Raw genomic sequence first — 19338 nt, forward strand, 5'->3', positions numbered from 1 at the left:
TCACTAAGGGATTAGGTCAGCCAAAAGTTCGGAACGCTTTTCAATATTTAGGTTTGCCTAAATCGTATGGCAGACGATTCCAGCGACTACGAGGCACCGACGCGGCGTGAGTACATGAAGTACGGCGGGGCGGTCGTCGGAGGTGGACTGCTCGCGGGCTGTACCGGCAGTGGTAGCTCTGAACCGCCAGAAACGACGACGGACGGCGCTTCGGACGAGACCGAGGCGACCGACTCGAAGTCGACCGAAACGACCGCCGACACGGACACGCCAACCGAAGCCGGGGCCTACTCGGTGACGATGGAACCAATGGGAGCCGTCGAGTTCGATGAGTCGCCCGAGAACTGGGTGAGCTACCTCAGTACATACGGCGACATGGGCATCGCCTTAGGCAAGGCCGACAGCCTCCAGGGCCTGTGGGACCCCGAAGGCATGCCAAACGTGTTCTATGACGCGCTGCCGAACGTCGACGTTTCCTTCGAGGATGTCTCGCCGGTCTCCGGTAACGGCGAGTTCGACAAGGAAATATTCTACGAGTTGGATGCTGATGTCCACCTGTTCGATCCTAACTGGATCGGTGTTCTGGCCGACGACTGGGGAGACGAGGACATCGATGAAATCGCCACCCGGGTCGGTCCATTCCTCGGTAACTACATCCGAAGACGTGGCGCCGACTGGCATGACTACCAGTACTACTCGCTGTACGAGGCCTTTGAGATCGTCGCAGACGCCTTCGACGAGCGAAAGCGGTACGAAACGCTCGCGTCCATCCACGACGGCATGCAGACGACAATCGGGGAGACGCTGCCGCCGTCAGAAGACCGACCGTCTGTCGGACTCGTGTCAGTCAATTCTAACTTCGAGGGGGCCACGTTCTACGTGTATCCCGTCCAAGAGGGGAATAATCACAAGCAGTACCGCGACCTTGAGATGCGCGGAGCCTTCGACGACCACATCGAGGGGAGCTACGGCGAGTTCGACTACGAGCAACTGCTTGAGATCGACCCTGATGCTATCGTGTTCCAGTACGGCTTCTCGCACGTCTCGACCGAGGAGTTTGAGTCCCGAATGGAGGCGATTCGTGAGGATTCGGTCGGCAGTCAGTTGTCAGCGGTTCAGAACGACCGGCTCTACCGCGGTGGCACATCGTACCAGGGGCCGGTTATAAATCTCTTCCAGACGGAGGCGGCGGCAAGGCAGTTCTACCCCGAGGCCTTCGGCGAGTGGAACGGGATAGAGACGCTTCGGGAAGACTCACTCACACTGTTCGACCGCCAACGGGTTGCGGACATTATCAATGGGAGCCTCTGAGAACACAGCGTACGACGTCGTTGTCATCGGTGGCGGCCCGGCGGGCTGTTCGACGGCCGTCTTCACCGCCTGGTACGGGCCCGACACGCTCGTGCTTGACCGCGGGAATCTTCTATCCAGCAGTGTGCGCCCATCGAGAACTGCCTAGGCTTCCCCGGCGGCATCGACGTCGAGACGTTCTACGCGATGAGTCAGGCCCACGCCCTGCGCATCGCCGCGACGGTCGTCGACGACATGGCGACCGGTCTTACCGAGACGGACGACGGCTTCTGTGTCGAAACCCAGGAGGGAGCCCATACGGCTGAACGTGTGGTGGCCGCATCGGCCTACGACATGAGCTATCTCGAAGCCGTCCTCGGCGACCACTTTAGATCCGACGGTGGCGAGAATGGCTCGACCCCGATCTCGCTGGTGAACGCGGCGAGACGCCTGTCGACGGACTCTGGCTCGCCGGGCCAACCGCGGGCGTCGAGAGCTAAATTGTCGCTGCCGTCGGCCACGGTGCCCGCGTCGGCGTTGCATTCATCGAGTCGTACCGCCGTACCGAGGAGAATATCTGGGAAGCGTCAGTGTCCTACACCGACTGGGTCGTCCAGCAGGGTCGGTACGCCGGCGACGAGTGGCTCAATAAAGCGACCGGCTGGCACCTCGACGCCGCACCGACGACCTCGACGAGGAGACTGCTCGCGAACGGGCCCAGGAGCTCGCAAAGCGACAGCAGAACTAGCAGATCGACGAGACGGAAGTCGAACGCCGAACGGAGCGGGCACACCGACGGCTCCTCGAGCACGTCGACGACGATCTGATCCGCGACTACCCAGCCGATCTCGACGCCACAGAAGTGAGTAAATAGATAGCGTCTTCGACTAGTCCTGTGCTTCGAAGGATTCTGTTGGAGCAGCAATAACAGAAGGCACACATCACTTCCATCCTCCGAGGTTGTGGGAAGTTGAGACTACAGAGGGGTTAGCCGGGCTGTGATGTGTGGTTTCGGCCGATCCAGTGAACGGAAACTGACTCAGATTGCTCTCCAAACGGCCAATCTTGTTGAACGAATAATCATATATATGAATTGTCGCAAAGAATACAGGCACTTGTGCGAGAGATGAAATCGTTAATTCGCTAAACGTGTTAAGATACCATTGAGGTGAACAAATCCGCTGCTAAGTAGTAGATCCTAAGTGCTACTCTCCGTAGTTTCAGCAACTCCTTTATATGCGATATAGCTGAGAAACCCACCCGTATAGGCGACTGCAAGAAGGACTGAAGGTAACGTGCGGCCAAGGAAAGTGATGATAATGATCACGATCGGCCCTAAAATAAGAAGCGCGTCGAATACGGAGTCATCTGCGCCAGCCGCGAGGAGCGGGCCAATGAACGGAATTTGTTTGAGTCGCATTAGTCATAGCCCTCCATAGAGACGAATAAACTCCGCAGGAGCACTAGAACCGGGATTATCTCAAGTCGTCCGATCCACATGTTGAATAAGAACATGACCTTCGTGACCGTCGGCATCCCCGGGCCGGTGATGCCCGACGAGAGCCCAACGTTACCTTGCGCGGAGGCAACCTCAAACAGAACGTTTTCTAGAGTGTAGCCTTCTGGACCCATCGGAAGGGCGATCATAAAGACGAATGCAGCGACGCCGAGGAAAAGGATCCAGAGGAACGTGATGATAGCGGCCTCTTCAAACTCCTGCGCTGCTTCGTCATCTGATAATGTTCGATCATCCAGTCGGAATGTACGAACAGCAGTTGAAGGGTAGAATACGTCACGGATACGAAACAGAATCCCTTTTCCGAGAGTGAGCAACCGGATGAGCTTGATACCCCCGACAGTTGATCCGGCAGCTGCCCCGACGATCATCCCGAACGCGACCGTCAATTGTGCAGGCGCCGACCATCCCGGCCCGAGCGAGCCTGCAGTCTGGAACCCGGTGCAGGACGCCGCCGAGACGAACTGGAATATGGCAAATCGGAACGTCTGAAAGAGCGTTGCTGCCCGGCCATGAAGGACGATTCCAGCAACGGTCATCGTCTCTGTCTGGTAGAATCCCTGATCAAACAGTAAGGCAGTCAAAATCAACGTCCCAAGGCCGAAGAAAATGAAGACCCACCGCGTCTGGAGGTCTCTGTAGAGGTTCCGGAGGTCTCCGCGTAGAATTAAATAATGAATCGGGAACGCAATACTCCCAAGAATCATGATGGGGATGAGTGCGAAGTCGATGGCGACGCTGTTGTACGTGCCTATCGAATTATCCGTAATCGAAAACCCTCCGGTTGCGAGCCCCGTCATTGCATGGTTGATTGCATCCCACATCGGCATGCCAGCCAGCCACAGGAGGAGGATCGAGAAGAACGTGAACAGGAGGAAGATCCACCAGATTGTCCTGACGGTGGACACGATACTCGGATGAATCTTCTCCGAACGCGCTTCACTTTCATAGAGCGTAAGTGACCCACTCCCCGGGCGTGCGAGAATAGCGGTCGTGAGCACGATGACTCCGACGCCACCAACCCATTCGATGAATGAACGCCACCACTGGAGCGTGTGTGGAAGCGCCGCCTCGTTATCGGTCATCGTCAGTCCCGTGCCGGTAAACCCGCTCATGCTCTCGAAGAACCCGTTGAGGGGATTCTGGAACGCAGCGAGTGTACTGAACGTCCTAGTTCCTCCGGTCGTGAACCGGGCCGGAATTTCGAGAACTGAGGGATCAAGTCGTGCCGTCCAGGCAATAAGCAGGAATGGGACAGAGCCGAAGACTGCGACGAAGAACCACCCAGAGGCGGCGATCATCATCCCATGCAATCGACCAGGATCATCTGCGTCCTGAAAGGCCCGCGAAAGTCCGAATCCGACTAGCAAAGGGAGCAGTCCTGAAAGGATCATTCCAGGAACAACCCACCACTCTCGCCAGACGAGCGGAATAAGAACGGAGACGAGAATAAGACCTGCTAGCGCCTCGAGCATCCGCCCGAGGTCGCGAGCAATTGTCCCAAGACGATTAGCCATACAATTTCGGTATGCTGAACGAGAACTTAAATTGGCTGATTCACGCCAAAGAGGTGAGCCGTTAGATTGCGCTATGGGAAATAGTTACCTGCGGGCACCGCTTTCTGGAAAAGTCTTGATGTCGAGCATATGTTATTTTCGATTTGGCCACCAAGACGGCGAGGTTCTGCTTACAAGTGTCGCCACAGTTCCCGAGCAAACGCCACTGTCGGAAGGCCGTCGGTTAATGAACAGCGAGAACTACTCGGCGAGGCAATGCAGTACGCTCCTGATGATATCCTAGTACATCAGACTGTGACAATCGGCCATGACATCGCGAAGAGAATCAACAACGTCGCCTATCAACGCGACAGTGTCCTCGTGTTACTCGGCTGGCGAGGGCAGCGGAAACGTGTGTCCGATTATGCGCTGGGCTCAAATATCGACACCGTCGTCGAGAACGCCGAGTGTGATGTTGCTGTCGTAAAAACCGACGGGACGACAGACACCAAGCGCGTTCTCGTACCGACTGCGGGCGGTGCAAATTCGGACCTCGCAGAAATGTTTGCCGCCGCGTATACGGTTGCAGGTGCCGAAGTGACCCTGTTTCACGTCGCAACCGACGGTGATTTCGAGGCAGCTCGCTCGTTCTCGTCTACCTACTCGGAGGATATGCTCTCATCGAACTGGGGCTCTGGTCTCCTAGCTATGAATTTTTCTCCCCACAGAGGATGTCTATTTTGCCTGGATGGGATTCCTAATTGGCCTGGTTATTTGTTCTGGCACCGGCTCACCCATCGGGCTTGCCTTCCTCAACAGGAGTGAAGGCCGAATCCACAATGAGGTTTCCTCGCCTCGTTCATTGGTTTCGGATTCGGTGCCGGAGCGATCAGATTGACTTACGCGACTGCTCTTGCAGGGATAGTGTAGCCACTTACAGACAGTTACCGGTGACAAAGGATATGACTGGGACGGTTTGCATGACTTCGGGACGTCAATGTTTGATCACTGATCGAATACCGCAGGTGACATTGGTTTGATATCGCGAACAACGCTCGCCATAGTAAGAATATCTGTTACTAAGAATCAGTAGTTGAAGTCGTTCTCTTTGCGCCTAAGCAGCAGTACGGTGAGACGCTCCGCGCTCGGACAAGGTTTGGACAGTTCCAAGAATTGTGCTACAAACAGCTGTGGGGATTTTTGAACTCGCTTCCTGGTTCTACGACTACCCCCTGAGCGACTCGCACACATCTCATAAACTGAACCCGCTCGAATTGTTCGTTTCGTGGTCCTCGTAATGTCCAAAGATATCTGTCACCGCTGGTGTTGCGCCACTGCCAGAATACACCGTGAGCAAGTCACCGGCTTCGATGCGGGTCTGTCCCCGAGGGGTAATAGGAGAATCCGAATCGGGCCGTTCAATTGCTACGACAAGTGTGTCCTCATCAAGCAGTCCTTCGTTGTCCGCTTCAACGAGGTTTAGACCGGCGATCGGTGCGTCCTCGGCGACCGTAATCTCGAACACTTCGGCAACATCGCCGACACGCATGTAATCAACAATCGATGGCCGATCCACAGACCGGAACAGTGATTCCGCGATGAGGCGCTGTGGATTCTCCATTGTGTTGACGCCGATCTGCCTGAATAGGTTCATGTGCTCAGGGTTGTGGACGACTGAGACGATGCTAGGGATTTCAAGTTCCTGTGCGAGCAATGAGATCATGACATTGGTCGCGTCCTGATCCGTCGTTGAGATGAGCGCATCAGCCCGGTCAGCTCCGGCATCCTCCAGCGTCTCCTTGATCGTCGCGTCCGCGTTGATGACCAGGCAGTCGAACTCAGTAGCGACTTCGTCCGCTCTCGCCGCGTCTTTTTCGATGACGACAACTTCGTTTCCAGTTCCGGTTGCGATTTCAATGAGCGGCGTTCCGATATCGCCAGCTCCGACAGTGATTATGTACATGTGTTATATCTTCTACTGGTGCCGCTTTGGGCTGAGTCCCTCATAATCAGTGTCCCGCGCGAATCGCTCGTCTCGCTGTCTGCCGACATACCGCGGACGTAATTGAGGGTTCACTTGGGTTAGAATTACAGTCCTGAAATAAAAACCTCGCTATCTTGCGTAATCCACATGCTGTCGAGGATTAGACCAGCAATCCGAAGAAATGTAGAGTGTCGTACTGGTCTAGAAGTAACGGAGAATCGCGGGGGTTTTCACGATGGTGTCATCGGTTGGTTCGTATTGCCAAACGATTCTAGTGTCGACTCTGGCACGCCGTCCCGGGCGAACACGGAGATGAGATCACCAGCACGAATCTCCGTGTCACCCTTGGGCGTGATCATTTCATCTCCACGCTCAATAGCGATAACAAGCACTTCACTGCCAAGCAGCGATTGCTCGTTAGCTTCTCGTAGTGTCGTGTTGACAATAGGGGCGTCCTTGCTGACGGTCACATCAACTACTTCGGCTCCACCGGAGAGAGACACCATATCTGTCATTGCACCCTGCTTGGTTGCGCCGTCCGGCCCGAACGGCTCGTAGGGGGTGAAATATTCCTCCTGAATCAGATCCTCGTCCTCGATTTCTAGGCCGAGTTTACTGAGCTGGTGGGCTATTCGTGTGAGGTCACTCATCTCCTCGCCCACAGCCTTGATTTGCAGGTTCCCACGGCCCGTCCTGAGTTCGCGAACGTTCACGACTCCGGGAACCGTGAGTGCCTTTCTGGCGAGATTTTCCCGCTCACTCGCCGAAGTGTTACAAACGAATAGATTAGTCATGCGACTTTCACAGCGTTCGTAGTCGATGTCAGCGTGATACCCTTTGATTATGCCCACCTCTTCAAGCTGGTTGATTCGATTGCGAATGGTCCCCGGAGAGACATCCATCTCCTCGGCGACCATCGGAGCCGAGATATTCCGTGCATCCTCCTGCATCGCATATATAATGCGCTTGTCAATTTCGTCGAGACGACGACTCATACTAGATGTACAGGATGCGTCCCAATCCCTTTTTCCCTGTTACCTGTACGCGGACTTTCGACAATTTCAGGCGTCGGACGATGGTCTGACGGACTGACAACGTGGGTTCTTCCGGATTGTGCGGCGTGAGAAGCTTTGGTCCGTCTGTTCACCTGCGGTTGCAGATAGCGAAGGTAGATCGGTCTGTGTCACCGCGGAAACGGGTCGCGAGTACGCAACTTACTGTCCCGACCCGTTGCCAGCGCATCGAGTTTGATAGCCGCCGGTAGTTGTGTTCCGACCTACAGTCTGCGGGGCTGGTTTGGCGGCGACTTCCGGAATCTGTCGAATTGGATACATGGCATCTTGAAGCGCCCGACGTTGCGGAAGCACTCATCAACGAGTCCGCACATTACGATGTGACTATGATGGGGAAACCGACGCAACGCAGCCTTCTAGAGTTCGTCACGGGTTCCCTCACTGCGAGCGTCACCGAAGAATCAGAGAATGCAGTCCTCAAGTACAGCGGAATGGTGGAGAGGGATTCAGTCTCGAAGCGAAGTAATCTGGTAACAATCCTGGTATCAACGAGCCCACGGTAGTGGACTGTTGCAATAGACTCGGTATGTGCGATATTCCTACAATGGCCCGATCAGGTGATCCCATTCGACGGTATATATAAGTGTTAGACTCACCGAACCATTGAATGACAGAATACCAAAATAATTCTCGAATGCTAAATATTGACCTATCTTCTTACTGTATAAGGAAATAAGGCGGTATTTTTTTAAGCAAGCGATATTTCTAGAGTCGAGAGGACAGGTCCCGTGAGAGTAGCCGAATCGTTCGAATGGCTGACTCGCCGGCCTATATCGACTGCTCAACGGAGTCAGAGACAGAGCAGCACCCGATAAAATATGACACAATCTGAAACCAACCCGCCCAAAGATATCCCGGAGAAAATCACGACTGCACTGGAAGCCAGTAGTGACGCACGTCTCAGGGAGATTATCCATTACGCACAGCAACTCCTGCGGGAGCATCCATCGCTCACAGATGCGATCGAATCTCGCCCCGGTGAAGAGTTCGTTCGAATCGAGGACCATGGAGCGTACACGATTGTCGTCGTGGAACGACCGGAGGAAACGGGCGAAGCACGAGGCCCGTTCGCCTACAGGGTCAGGTGGGAACACGGTATCGGCGACGAAGATGGACAGTACCGGTGGCACTATCTCGGAAAAGTCTACGAAGAAAACGAGGGTGACTGAGATGTCTGCGGAATTCTTCCAGCGAGTCATTGTTCCAGTCGCTAACGAAGACGACGCGAGGGCGACAACTTCTGCACTCCGCCCGTACGTAGCAGGGTCGGACTGCACTGTTATCGCCGTCCATGTCATCGAGAAAGCCGGTGGCACGCCGGACAAAGCGTCAGTCGAACAGCGCAAATTGGCTGCGAGAGAGATATTCGCTGCCGTCACGGAGAGATTCGTTGACACGGGTGTCACACTGGAAACAGAGCTTCGGTACGGGACCGATATCGCATCGACACTCCTCGAGGCAGCACACGAACTTGACGCCAGTGCCATCGTCTTCACTCCCCGTGGGGGGAGCCGCTGGCAAAAACTGTTAGCTGGCGATGTGACGCACAATCTCATTAACGAGAGTGACGTCCCGATTCTGGCACTCCCTGACCGAGAGGTGAGTGACGCGTGAGTGTAACCAGGAGACGGACGTCCGGGTCGACAACAAACACCTAACTGAAACCATATATGTACATCATCATCGTCGGAGCAGGCGATATCGGCTCACCGCTGATCAATATCGCCACTCGAACTGGAAACGAGGTTGTCGTTATCGAGAAAGATACAGGAAAAGCCGAGGAGATAGCAAGCGAGTTCGACTGCCTGGTCATCAACGCGGACGTGACGATCAAGGAGACGTTGGAGGATGCCGGAGCGGATCGAGCCGACGCGATCATCTCGACAACTGATCAGGACGCGACGAACGTGATGGTCTGTCTGCTTTCCAAAGAGTTCGAGATTCCGGCAATCACGTCAGTCGTTCACGATGCAGCGCATATGAACCTCTTTCGTCAGATCGAGGTGAACACGGTCGAGAATCCACAGCAACTCATCGCCGAGCATCTCTACCGTGCGGTCGCCAGACCGGCTATCGTCGATTACATGCGTATCGGCGAGGACGCAGAAGTGTTCGAAATCACGGTCAGGGACGATGCGCCAATCGCTGGCAAAACACTTACCGAAGCCGGTGAGGAGGGCATCCTTCCGAACGATGTCTTGATCGTCGCCATCGGTCGTGAGGGCGAGGACAGGCCACTGACACCGCGTGGGAACACCCGAATCCAAACGAACGACCTGTTAACCGTCTACTCCGCAGCTGGTGCGAACCCAGATCTCACCGACATCTTCGGCCATTACGAGGACCAAACAGCGTGATCACGGGAGAATCCAAATCAATGTCCAATTCATCTGTCGGTCGCCTTGACTTCCTGACAGCCTCGAAAACGGTCTGTAGAGACGTTGGTGCCTTGCAGGTACTCATCGGCGGGCTGATGTTAGTCCCCATGCTTGTCTCGCTGGTCTATCAGGAGTGGTACAGCGGACTGTCGTTTCTAATCGGTGCAGGGATCACTTCGCTTGCTGGCGGGGCAGCGTACAAACTGTGCGAAGATGCCCCTGAACCGAAGCGTCACCACGCGATGATCGTCGCGGCCCTCGGGTGGCTCGCTACGGCGGCGTTCGGTGCCCTCCCGTTCGTAATCGCGGCCTACATCACGCCACCGGCAGTACTCGAATCCTTCGTGCCAGCGAGTGCGAGCTATCAGTCAAGCCTGCTCAACTTCCAGAACCCGCTCCATGCCTTCTTCGAGAGCATGAGTGGGTACACAACGACAGGGCTGACGATGAGTGTTCACGAACCGTCGGTGGGCCACGGCTTCCTCTGGTACCGCTCACAGATGCAGTGGATCGGTGGCGCGGGGATGATCGTCCTCTCGCTGGCAATTTTGCGTCAGCCACACGGGACTGCGGGACTCTCGCTGTATCAATCAGAAGCACGAAACGAGAAACTTCGGCCGAGCATCGTGGGTACGGCGCGTGCAATCTGGAAGATTTACGTCGGCGTCACCGCACTAGTTGCCCTCTATCTGGCAGCAGCCACGTTCCTCGTTACCCCGAGTTACGGTATCGAGCCGACGATTTTCGACGCGATAAACCACGCGATGACTGGCCAGTCCACCGGCGGGTTCAGCACACTCGACAATTCTATCGCCGGCTACGACTCATACGCGATGGAGCTCGTTCACATCCCCGCGATGATTACCGGGGCAATTTCGATTCCAGTCTACTATGGGATGCTCTCCGAGCGAGATATCCGAGAATTCACACGCGACCCACAGGTCAGAGTGTTGTTTGGCTCCTTCGTTATCGGTGTAGTCGGCCTGACGGCGTTTCTCGCTCGATGGGTCGGGGTGCCTTACAATGGTGAGCCGCTCGCATACATCGGGCGTGTAGCGACGAGTCAGGCATTCCGTGATGGTCTTTTCCAGTTTATTAGCGCACAGACGACGACGGGGTGGCAGACGTCTGCAATCGGTGACTGGAACAACGGCGCGGTCATGTTCATCGTCTTCGGTGCGATGTTACTCGGCGGTTGTGCCGGAGCAACGGTCGGCGGGATCAAACTGCTGCGTGGCTACATTATCGCTCGTGGCATCAGTTGGGAGGTCACTCGCGTGTTCCTCCCCGACCACGCTATCGACGACCTCCGGATTGGGCAGCGGATACTCAAAACCGACGAAGCAAACACCGAGATCAGCGCTGCAACGACGTTCGCGTTCACGTACCTCGTCTTGCTCGTCCTCTCGCTGTTCGTCCTGTTGGCAGTGCTTCCGACGGATTTCACGCTCGCCGATGGGATTTTCGAAGTAGCGACGGCACAGGGAACTGTCGGCCTATCGTCGGGGATCACTGGTCCAGGCATGCCGGTCATCGCTGAGGTCCTGTTGATCCTCCAGATGTGGATGGGACGGCTCGAAATTATCCCCGTCCTCGTCCTGATTAACGCGATCTTCAGGCGGTGACTTGGATGGATAGTCAGTATCGATTCCGCCCGCCTGTGCTCGATGTACCCGGCCCACCCTGCACAGTAGAAGCGCTTGCTCGTATCGCTACGCAACCAATACCATCACACTACCACCAATGTACGTAATCATCATCGGCGCAGGCCGCACCGGAAGCACCGTTATCAACCTCGCAACGCAGGACGACCATGAGGTGGTCGTCATCGAACGCGATACAGAATTGGCCGAAGAGGTGAGTGCAACCTACGACTGTATGGTTATCAACGCTGACGCAGCATCGAAAGATATCCTGCTCGAAGCTGGCATCGAGGAGGCCGACGCACTTATTTCGACCACGGAGACTGACTCGGTAAACCTCATGGTGACCATGTTTGGGAAGCAGTATGGGGTCGAGACGCTCGTAAGTTCGATCAACGACCCCGCCCACATGGAACTATTCGAGGACCTCGGCGTGAATATCGTCGAAAGTCCGCACCGTCTCAACGGTCAATATCTCTACCGGGCCGTCCAGCACCCGGGGATTCAGGATTTCCTGCCCATTGCTGGTCAAGCTGAAATCTTCGAGATGGCAGTCAGTTCGGGCGCTCCGATTGATGGCCTCGATTTAATCGAAGCTGATAACAACGATCTGTTGCCCGAAGAGACGATAATCGTCGCCATCGTCCGAGATAGCGAATTGCTCATTCCGCAGGGGGAAAGCGAGATTCGTGCTGGTGACACCGTCACCGTTTTCGCTAAAAATGGGGCGACGAGTCGGGTTACGGATGTGTTCAGGGGTTCATAAAGATGTCCGATAACTCCGAGCCAGCCAGCGTTCGAATCACCGTCGCAGAACGATCTTCGGGTTCGGATAATGAACCGTATCTTCGTAGCGGGCCGCCTATTCGATCTCCAGGGTATAGAGTTATCGTTCCCATTACTGAGACGCTGCTTGATAGCTATACAGGGATCAACGTCCGCCGGTTCCTACAGACAGCGGTGGCACTGGCTGCTGATAACGGCGGCCGGGTGCTCTTGCTTGGCATCGAGACGGTGACAGACGAAGCGGAACTGGGCCATGCTCGAGAGTATATCCGGACAGAAGAAGAGAGCCAGGCCGATATGAACCCCACCATCGAGACACTCGAGAACAGACGGACACAGTTGGCGGAGATGAGTACTCTAGCGCAGGAACTCACGCCGAGTGTTCCGGTCAGTGCAGCCGTCAGAACTGTGACTGACCTGACTAGGGGTATTCTTGATGTCATAGCTGATGAGAGTGAAACGGCTGTCCTGCTGCCACGCGGGACCGGCCTCAATCAGGGCTGGTTGCTAAAACGAAGTACAATTGACGCGGTCTTGACGGACGCTGAGTGCGATGTGTTCGTCGAAAAGATGGGGGCCAGAGGAGGAGAGAACGCACTGTACGTACCAAGCGTTGATGAGCATACTGTCGCACCGCTCGCCGAATCGGAAGCCGAAACGATAAACTCGATACTATTACCTGTCGGGGCAGGCCCACACTCAGCCCTCGCTGCGGAAGCAGCGCGCGCGGTGGCACGTGCCACAGGTGCATCTGTGACCGTGTTCCATGTGGTACCACCTGAATCATCTGCTGAGGCGAGAAGCGACGGTGAAGATTTGCTAAAGTTCGCTGAATACGTGCTCGGTTCCGACGTAACGATTACAACAACGATCAGGGAGGCTGCTGATACCGCTGATGCAATTATAACGGAAGCGGAGTCTCATGATGCCGTATCAATAGGAGCGCCGGAACAGAAATCACAACTAGAAACGTTAGTCTATGGGTCTGTACAAGAGACGCTCTCTGAGCTCGATGAGCTGACTATTCTCATGTCTCGTGATTCTAACCAGACCATGCGGTCTCTCTACTACCGATGGAAACGAGGAATTGAGGCCGAAGGTGGCGAGAGCGAGAGCGAGTCCAGCAAGTGAGACCATACGTCAGAACGTCGTGTCCTGACTTTATCAACACAACTTGGTGGCTACGGAACGAGCCGCGAAGCCAAGCGAGACAGTACTGTGGCCTGTACTGGCTCGGCCAGCATGGCGACAGGATAGAACGAGCTGAAGCGCTTGTCGATTTCAGTGAGGTGCCGATTCATACAAGAAGACAGGTTGAGCATCAATGCGGTCTCCCCTGCGTGCAGTAGTGGGGACCGGACCCACTGCCTACGATTCGAGGCGTCGAACGATGGCTTGGCGGATCGACATCGCGGATTCTTCAGGCCCACGGGCCATGACGACAGTCTGATCCGTCTGTTCACCAATCGTCTCGGGCAGCGAGCCGAAGACAGCCTGTGACACCGCTCCCGTGCGGGTCGCTCCCACACAGATTGTATCGTATCCTGTAGCTGCATCGAGAATCCCCCTTTCGATATCCTCGGCCACCTCGATACGGCTCTCGTACTGCGTCTCTTCGAGACCAGTCCGTTCAACGAACTCTTCGATGAGCGCCTCACCTCGCTCCCGTGGGGAAAGGCCTTCGTCGTCTTCGCCTGGCTCTTGAACGTTGAACAGCGTTAACGTGGCTTCCTCGTCGGCCGCCTTGACAAACTCTTTGGCCCGACGAGCAGCCACTGGTGCGTGTGGCCCCTCACCGGCTAAGACCATGATTTCGCCCGTCGCGCGTCCACCCTCAGGACCGAGTTTCACGAGCGTCGCATCACACGATGCACGACCGATGACAGGGTCGATCGTGGAGCCGAGAACGTGTTCTCGGCGGCTTCGCTTGCCTTTCCAGCCCAAGAGAACGTGGTCAGCGTCTTCTTCCTCAATAACGTCCAGAATCGCAGAGCCAGCGTTGCGACCAACGATGGCGCGCGTTCGTAGCCCGACATCGAGGTCGTCAGCGATGTCCCGTGCAGAGTCCAGCAGTTCCTGCTGGCGTTCGACTCGTGTCTCCTCGAATGTGAGGTCCTGTTCCAGTGAAGTCTGCTGTGGGACTTCGATGATGTTCACCGCGACAACCTCGGCCGTTTCGCTATCGTGTGCGTGTGCGCTCGCCGCTGCCATCCGGAGAAGGTCCCGTTCCGTTTCGGGATTTGCCACGGGAACAACAACCCGATACCGTCCCTGTCCGTCAGCTACTGTGGTCGGTTCTGGCGCGATGGCCTCCCCAACTAGACTCTGGCTGAGTGCTCGGTCGCGGGCGTACACAAAGTACCAGAGAATCCCAAAGGCGACGATGACACCGCCGATGGCCTGCACGATGAGGTTCATCTGGAGAAGAATGGCGATAGAGGCGACAAAACCGAGAATCGGGACAATTGGGTACAGCACGCTCGGAATCTGGAACGCCGGGTCGTAGGCGTCAGGATCGGCACGACGGAGGACGATGACGGCGATATGGACGAGCGCGTACGTGACGAGGTACATGAAGCTCGCCACTTCTGCGAGTGTCCCGATGCCGACCCCGATTGCGATGAGCACAAGCGTGATAATACCGGTCGCGGAGATGGCACGATATGGCGTCCGGAACCGGTCGTGGACCTCATTGAGCCAGTTGATGAGAATCTTGTCCCGACCCATGGCGAAGTTCACGCGGGCCGCCGAGAGGATACTCGCGTTCGCACTCGACACTGTCGCTAGAACGGCTCCCACGATCATCGCTAACGCTCCGATTGGCCCCATGATCTCCGTCGCTACGTCGGCGACGGGTATCTGAGAGTCTGCAAGCGCCTCGATTGAGAGCGTCCCGGTCGAGACGAACATCACCCCGACGTACATCAGCGTCGGCGTCACGACGGCCGCAATCATCGCCAGCGGAAGATTGCGACTCGGGTTCTTGATCTCCTCGGCGCTGGTCGCAATCACTTCGAAGCCGATGAAGGTCACGTAGACGGTCCCGATCGTCGCTGCAACGGCCGGCCAGCCCTCTGGTGGGAGGAACGTTCCGATAGTTGGCCCACTCGCGGCTCCCAGCCCAAGGAACGCCACGATGAGGCCGACCAGAGTGAGGACGATGACGTTCTGGAGTGCCCCGGTCTCTTTGACGCCGTAGTAATTAACACCGGTCAGCAGTGCTGCCATGACGAGTGCTGCCACAGTTATTCCGATGTCACCCCATCCGGCTAGTAACCCGATGTACTGTCCAAGCCCGGGGAGCAGATATTGACCGAAACCGATCATGTAGAACGCACTGGCGAAAGTCAGCCCGGCCCACATCCCCCAGCCGACGATACTGCCGAAGAATGGACCGAGCGCGCGGTTAACGTAATAGTAGCTTCCACCGGCTTTGGGCATCCCCGTGGCTAATTCCGACAGTGAAACAGCAGCGAGCAGCGATACTAAGCCGCCAGCAAAGAAGGAAATCATGCTCGCGGGTCCTGCCTGCTCGGCAGCGATACTCGGGAGGACGAATATCCCGGCACCGATCATCGTCCCAAGGCCAATCGTGTACGCTTCGAGAAAGCCGAGGTCGCGTGCGAGTTCTTGATCAGTCATTGTTAGATTCAGGTAGTGTAATAACGGGTATATCGCTCTCAGAGACGAGTGACAGTCCCACGTCACCGGTCAGCAGGCGAACCCACCGGTTGCCACCTCGTGGAGTGAAAACAATCGCGCTCGCGTCGATTTCATCTGCGGTTTCAATAATCGTCTCTGCAACGTCAGTGCCATACCGGATTTCGGTCGTGAGCGTGCGGTCGGTATCGGCCATCTCGTCACGAGCAACGCTGAAAATTTTGGATGCGTAATCCTCTCGCTGCTCGACTGACGCTTTGTCCGGGGCGCCACCCGCCTTCTCGATGACGTTAATAACGGTTACATCTCCTCCCGCCGACTCTACATATGGTCGCAGCGCTCGCATGGTCGATTCTGCGTCTTCCGGTGACGCAACAGGTACCAGCGCGTGTCTGAACAGCGACTCCGGCATACTATCCCCTCCGAAGCCGGCTGTCGGAGTATTGATGTCGCTGATATCCCGCGGTCGTAGTGAGAATCATAGTAACTAGTCTCACGGACTGTATATGAATTATTTGTCTTTGCCGCTATCCATTGGTCATCCAACTATTGCACGGTCGATTTGCTACGGAATGCGGAATCAGCACCTGCGTTTAATACTGATGGGCCACCACTCGCTTACATGAGTCATGATGAGGGTAGTCTCCGAGAGTTTCTAGAGCGGTCCGAGACTCCTGATTCGCCACCCCGTATTCTCTACCCGATATTCAGTTCCCACGACAACTTCACGTTCGAGACAGCGATGAATATCGCTGAGGGTGTCGAGGGCGAACTACTCGTCCTTGATTTACTCACCGACAACAGCCTCCGTAGCGCTGAGGTGACATCAGTTGGCCGAAAATTACTGCAGGCACATCTAGACGAGGACCACACTGTCGACGCTCATTTAATCGTCGAAGAGACAGACAGTCCACTCTCGACTGCGATTACCGTCGCACAGCAACGGAACGTCCAGCTCGTCGTGTTCGACGAACACACGCCCGAGTTGCTGGGCGAAGGGCTTCGCGGTGACGCGGCCGACCAGATGCGAAAAAAAGCAGCATGTGACGTAGTATCAGTCACGCATCCCCTGAGTGAGACAAGTATCTCTTCGGTGCTCGTCCCACTTGCTGGTGGAGAACATTCTGGTCTCGCAGTCGTCGTCGGCGGAGCGCTGGCAGCAGGCGCGAACGCTGTTGTCGAGCTCTTTCATGTAACACAGGACAAAGATGAGACCGAGGCCGCACAGGCCACGGAACTGTTCGACACGGCACGGGCACGGCTCCCCGAGTCGGTCGAACTGGATACGCACCATCTTGAAGCGCCTGACGCAGCGGAGGCAATCATCGATGAGTCTGCCCACTACGACGTAACTGTAATAGGCAAACCAACTCAGAGCCGTCTCATAGAATTTATTACTGGCTCGGTAACCAAATCCGTAACCGAAGCTTCAGAAAACGCGGTTCTTACAGTCCAGCGTGGCGATGACGATGGGTTCAGTTTTGAGGGACGCTAATCTTTGCGCGTGGGAGTCTCCTCGTGGTCTGGTTCGACGACCCACTTGGTACCGTTCTGTACCACCGTGCCGGTGTACGACTGTTCAATAGCATCGCTGTCCTGTTCGACCACCTCGTACTCGTAATCCTGGTCGGTCACAGCCTCAAGTGACGAAATTCGGACGCCCCTGTCACCATTGGCCTGTGCATAGACAAACAGCGCGGAGTAATAGTCACGAATAGCGTCTTCTATCTGCTCTTCAGTAGTATCATCGGTCATTGGTTATGGATACATAAGCGCAGATAAAAAGGCTATGTTGAATGCGTATTCCCATCTATTTTAGGACAGGATTGCTGATTCCCTTGAGTCTACGGGCAGTCCAAGTCCAAAGCCGTGAGGTAGATTCGTCCCGGTGTATTGGCACTACCACTCCCAGAACGACCGGGTGAAGAGCACCAGCATAGGGATCACTTCGAGTCGGCCAAGCCACATCAGAACTATCATCAGGAGTTTCGAGGTCGCTGGGAAGGAGAGATAACTCCCAAACGGACCGAGCAGACCGAACCCTGGACCGATGTTTCCGATGGTCGCGATGCTGGCGCTGAGTGCTTCGATCGTCGTGAGGCTGAGGCCAACGCGACTGGCATCGAGTGCAATTACCACGGTTGACACCCCGAAAATAAATAGATAGAGAAACGTGAACGAGAAGACACCTCTGACGACATCCTCGTCGACAATGCGCCCGCCGAGTTTGACTGGTTCGACGACGTCTGGGTAGACTGTTGTGGACAGTTGCCGCCGAGCGGCCTTGAGAAGGACGAGCCATCGGATGATCTTGATGCCGCCACCAGTCGATCCTGCTGACCCACCGATGAACATCACTCCCAATAACAGCACTTGCGCCCATTCGCTCCACTGTGCGAAATCGCTCGTCGCGTATCCCGTCGAGTTGAGCAGTGTGACTGTCTGAAACAACGCCTGCCGGAGCGAGTTCTCAGCGATACCTCGGGTGACACCTCCCAGTTCTAGCGGCGGAGCCGCTCCAGTGAACAAGAGTCCCCAGAGGAGAAGCGTGACCCCACCGATGGCCCCAATATATCCCTGAAACTCTCGATTCCGAAACACATCGAGATACTGCCCGTGGAGAATGAAATAAAAGAGCGCAAAGTTCGTCCCCGCAACGATGATGAAGGGAATCACGAGCCATTGGACTGCTGGTGAGAAGGCAGCGATACTCTCAGCTTGGGGAGAGAACCCGCCGGTTGGAAGCGTCGTGAAGCCGTGAGCGATCGCGTTGTACAGGTTCATGTTGGGCGCCCGCCCCAGCAGGTGGAGGCCGTACAGGAGACAGATCAACAGGACAGTGAATCCGGTGTAGACAAGCCACAGGATGCGGGCGGTTTCGGCAATCTTGGGCGTCAGCTTCTGTAGTTCTGGGCCAGGTGCTTCGGCGCTGATGAGTTGCGCACCGTTGACCGCTAGCTCGGGGAGAATGGCCACCATGAGCACGATTATCCCCATCCCACCGAGCCATTGCGTCAGCTGGCGGTACATCAACAGGGCATGAGAATGCCGTTCGAACGAGATTTCGCCCAAAACGGTTGCCCCCGTCGTAGTGAATCCCGAAGTGGATTCGAACAACGCGTTGACGAACGAGTTGAATAGGGTACTCGGCGAGCCGAGTGCGAGCCCGACCGTCGATTGAGTGCCCATACCAGCGAGCAGGTACGGTATCGTCCCGCCCACAGAGACACCGACCCAAGCCAGAGTGACAAACAACAGCGCTTCCTCAAGTCCGAGGTCAGAATCATCCTCAAGACGTTCGAGTGCAAGTCCGAGGGCGGCTGTCATGGCGATCGACACGAGAAAGACCAAGCGATCACTCCCGTAGATAATCGCGACGGACAACGGGAGCGCCATCGTCACGGCGAGGTACTTCAGAACTGTCCCGACGAGCGCGACGCTCTGTCGCCAATTGATGCTTACCTGCATTCAGTAACACCAGCCTTGGAAATCGAGGTGTGCCCCGCCGCGTT

At 55.9% G+C, this 19338-nt stretch carries 20 protein-coding genes; 11 read left to right on the forward strand and 9 right to left on the reverse strand.

What is annotated here, in order from left to right; all coding sequences use genetic code 11:
• The first annotated feature begins 66 nt into the window (after window positions 1–66).
• On the forward strand, window positions 67–1311 hold the full coding sequence (locus tag RBH20_RS18175) for an ABC transporter substrate-binding protein (protein WP_306711319.1): 1245 nt from the start codon (window positions 67–69) through the stop codon (window positions 1309–1311).
• On the forward strand, window positions 1298–1459 hold the full coding sequence (locus tag RBH20_RS18180) for an FAD-dependent oxidoreductase (RefSeq protein WP_306711321.1): 162 nt from the start codon (window positions 1298–1300) through the stop codon (window positions 1457–1459). The genes RBH20_RS18175 and RBH20_RS18180 overlap by 14 nt, the downstream gene beginning before the upstream one ends.
• Here RBH20_RS18180 and RBH20_RS18185 read toward each other — a convergent pair.
• Window positions 1456–1608 carry a hypothetical protein gene (locus RBH20_RS18185; RefSeq protein ID WP_306711323.1) on the reverse strand — a complete coding sequence of 51 codons (153 nt, stop codon included), beginning with the start codon at window positions 1606–1608 and terminating at the stop codon, window positions 1456–1458. The two genes, RBH20_RS18180 and RBH20_RS18185, sit on opposite strands and share 4 nt — an antisense overlap.
• 272 nt (window positions 1609–1880) lie before the next feature.
• Here RBH20_RS18185 and RBH20_RS18190 point away from each other — a divergent pair, with 272 nt between their 5' ends.
• Entirely contained in the window at window positions 1881–2117 is a 237-nt protein-coding gene (locus tag RBH20_RS18190; protein WP_306711325.1) for a hypothetical protein, read from the forward strand.
• Window positions 2118–2488: 371 nt separating this feature from the next.
• Here the strand turns inward: RBH20_RS18190 and RBH20_RS18195 are convergent, their stop codons facing one another.
• Window positions 2489–2710 (reverse strand): hypothetical protein, encoded by a 222-nt coding sequence (locus tag RBH20_RS18195; RefSeq protein ID WP_306711327.1) that lies wholly within the window; start codon window positions 2708–2710, stop codon window positions 2489–2491.
• A complete protein-coding gene (locus RBH20_RS18200) occupies window positions 2710–4323 on the reverse strand; it encodes a TrkH family potassium uptake protein (protein ID WP_306711329.1) in 1614 nt (537 codons plus the stop codon). The genes RBH20_RS18195 and RBH20_RS18200 overlap by 1 nt, the downstream gene beginning before the upstream one ends.
• Window positions 4324–4578: 255 nt before the next feature.
• Here RBH20_RS18200 and RBH20_RS18205 point away from each other — a divergent pair, with 255 nt between their 5' ends.
• The gene (locus RBH20_RS18205) at window positions 4579–5127 is read left to right on the forward strand and encodes a universal stress protein (RefSeq protein WP_373567979.1); all 549 of its coding nucleotides are present in this window, start codon (window positions 4579–4581) and stop codon (window positions 5125–5127) included.
• 427 nt (window positions 5128–5554) lie between these two features.
• Here RBH20_RS18205 and RBH20_RS18210 read toward each other — a convergent pair whose 3' ends face one another.
• Both RBH20_RS18210 and RBH20_RS18215 read right to left on the reverse strand, forming a co-directional pair.
• Complete coding sequence (locus RBH20_RS18210) at window positions 5555–6265, reverse strand: TrkA family potassium uptake protein (RefSeq protein WP_306711333.1); 711 nt, start codon at window positions 6263–6265, stop codon at window positions 5555–5557.
• Between the two features lie 251 nt (window positions 6266–6516).
• Complete coding sequence (locus tag RBH20_RS18215) at window positions 6517–7281, reverse strand: Lrp/AsnC family transcriptional regulator (RefSeq protein ID WP_306711335.1); 765 nt, start codon at window positions 7279–7281, stop codon at window positions 6517–6519.
• Between the two features lie 896 nt (window positions 7282–8177).
• Here RBH20_RS18215 and RBH20_RS18220 point away from each other — a divergent pair.
• The 6 genes from RBH20_RS18220 to RBH20_RS18245 all read left to right on the forward strand — a co-directional run bounded on the left by RBH20_RS18220 (window position 8178) and on the right by RBH20_RS18245 (window position 13297).
• Complete coding sequence (locus RBH20_RS18220; protein ID WP_306711337.1) at window positions 8178–8528, forward strand: hypothetical protein; 351 nt, start codon at window positions 8178–8180, stop codon at window positions 8526–8528.
• A 1-nt stretch (window position 8529) separates the two neighbouring features.
• Window positions 8530–8973 (forward strand): universal stress protein, encoded by a 444-nt coding sequence (locus RBH20_RS18225; protein WP_306711339.1) that lies wholly within the window; start codon window positions 8530–8532, stop codon window positions 8971–8973.
• 56 nt (window positions 8974–9029) lie between these two features.
• On the forward strand, window positions 9030–9716 hold the full coding sequence (locus RBH20_RS18230; RefSeq protein WP_306711341.1) for a TrkA family potassium uptake protein: 687 nt from the start codon (window positions 9030–9032) through the stop codon (window positions 9714–9716).
• Between the two features lie 128 nt (window positions 9717–9844).
• Window positions 9845–11362 carry a TrkH family potassium uptake protein gene (locus RBH20_RS18235; RefSeq protein ID WP_373567984.1) on the forward strand — a complete coding sequence of 506 codons (1518 nt, stop codon included), beginning with the start codon at window positions 9845–9847 and terminating at the stop codon, window positions 11360–11362.
• 103 nt (window positions 11363–11465) lie between these two features.
• Window positions 11466–12146 carry a TrkA family potassium uptake protein gene (locus tag RBH20_RS18240; protein ID WP_373567985.1) on the forward strand — a complete coding sequence of 227 codons (681 nt, stop codon included), beginning with the start codon at window positions 11466–11468 and terminating at the stop codon, window positions 12144–12146.
• A gap of 2 nt (window positions 12147–12148) precedes the next feature.
• The gene (locus RBH20_RS18245; protein WP_306711345.1) at window positions 12149–13297 is read left to right on the forward strand and encodes a universal stress protein; all 1149 of its coding nucleotides are present in this window, start codon (window positions 12149–12151) and stop codon (window positions 13295–13297) included.
• Window positions 13298–13534: 237 nt separating this feature from the next.
• On the opposite strand, the gene RBH20_RS18250 is transcribed toward RBH20_RS18245, so the two are convergent.
• Both RBH20_RS18250 and RBH20_RS18255 read right to left on the reverse strand, forming a co-directional pair.
• A complete protein-coding gene (locus tag RBH20_RS18250; RefSeq protein ID WP_306711346.1) occupies window positions 13535–15808 on the reverse strand; it encodes an amino acid permease in 2274 nt (757 codons plus the stop codon).
• Window positions 15801–16238 carry a universal stress protein gene (locus RBH20_RS18255; protein ID WP_306711349.1) on the reverse strand — a complete coding sequence of 146 codons (438 nt, stop codon included), beginning with the start codon at window positions 16236–16238 and terminating at the stop codon, window positions 15801–15803. Before RBH20_RS18255 ends, RBH20_RS18250 begins: the two co-directional genes overlap by 8 nt.
• A 210-nt stretch (window positions 16239–16448) precedes the next feature.
• Here RBH20_RS18255 and RBH20_RS18260 point away from each other — a divergent pair, with 210 nt between their 5' ends.
• Window positions 16449–17321 carry a universal stress protein gene (locus tag RBH20_RS18260; protein ID WP_306711351.1) on the forward strand — a complete coding sequence of 291 codons (873 nt, stop codon included), beginning with the start codon at window positions 16449–16451 and terminating at the stop codon, window positions 17319–17321.
• Here the strand turns inward: RBH20_RS18260 and RBH20_RS18265 are convergent.
• Together RBH20_RS18265 and RBH20_RS18270 are read right to left on the reverse strand one after the other, a co-directional pair.
• Complete coding sequence (locus RBH20_RS18265) at window positions 17318–17581, reverse strand: hypothetical protein (RefSeq protein ID WP_306711353.1); 264 nt, start codon at window positions 17579–17581, stop codon at window positions 17318–17320. The two genes, RBH20_RS18260 and RBH20_RS18265, sit on opposite strands and share 4 nt — an antisense overlap.
• A 144-nt stretch (window positions 17582–17725) precedes the next feature.
• Window positions 17726–19294, reverse strand: a complete 1569-nt coding sequence (locus RBH20_RS18270; RefSeq protein ID WP_306711355.1) for a TrkH family potassium uptake protein — start codon at window positions 19292–19294, stop codon at window positions 17726–17728.
• Between the last annotated feature and the right edge of the window lie 44 nt (window positions 19295–19338).

The sequence above is a fragment of the Haloarcula sp. H-GB4 genome (assembly GCF_030848575.1).
GTDB lineage: Archaea > Halobacteriota > Halobacteria > Halobacteriales > Haloarculaceae > Haloarcula.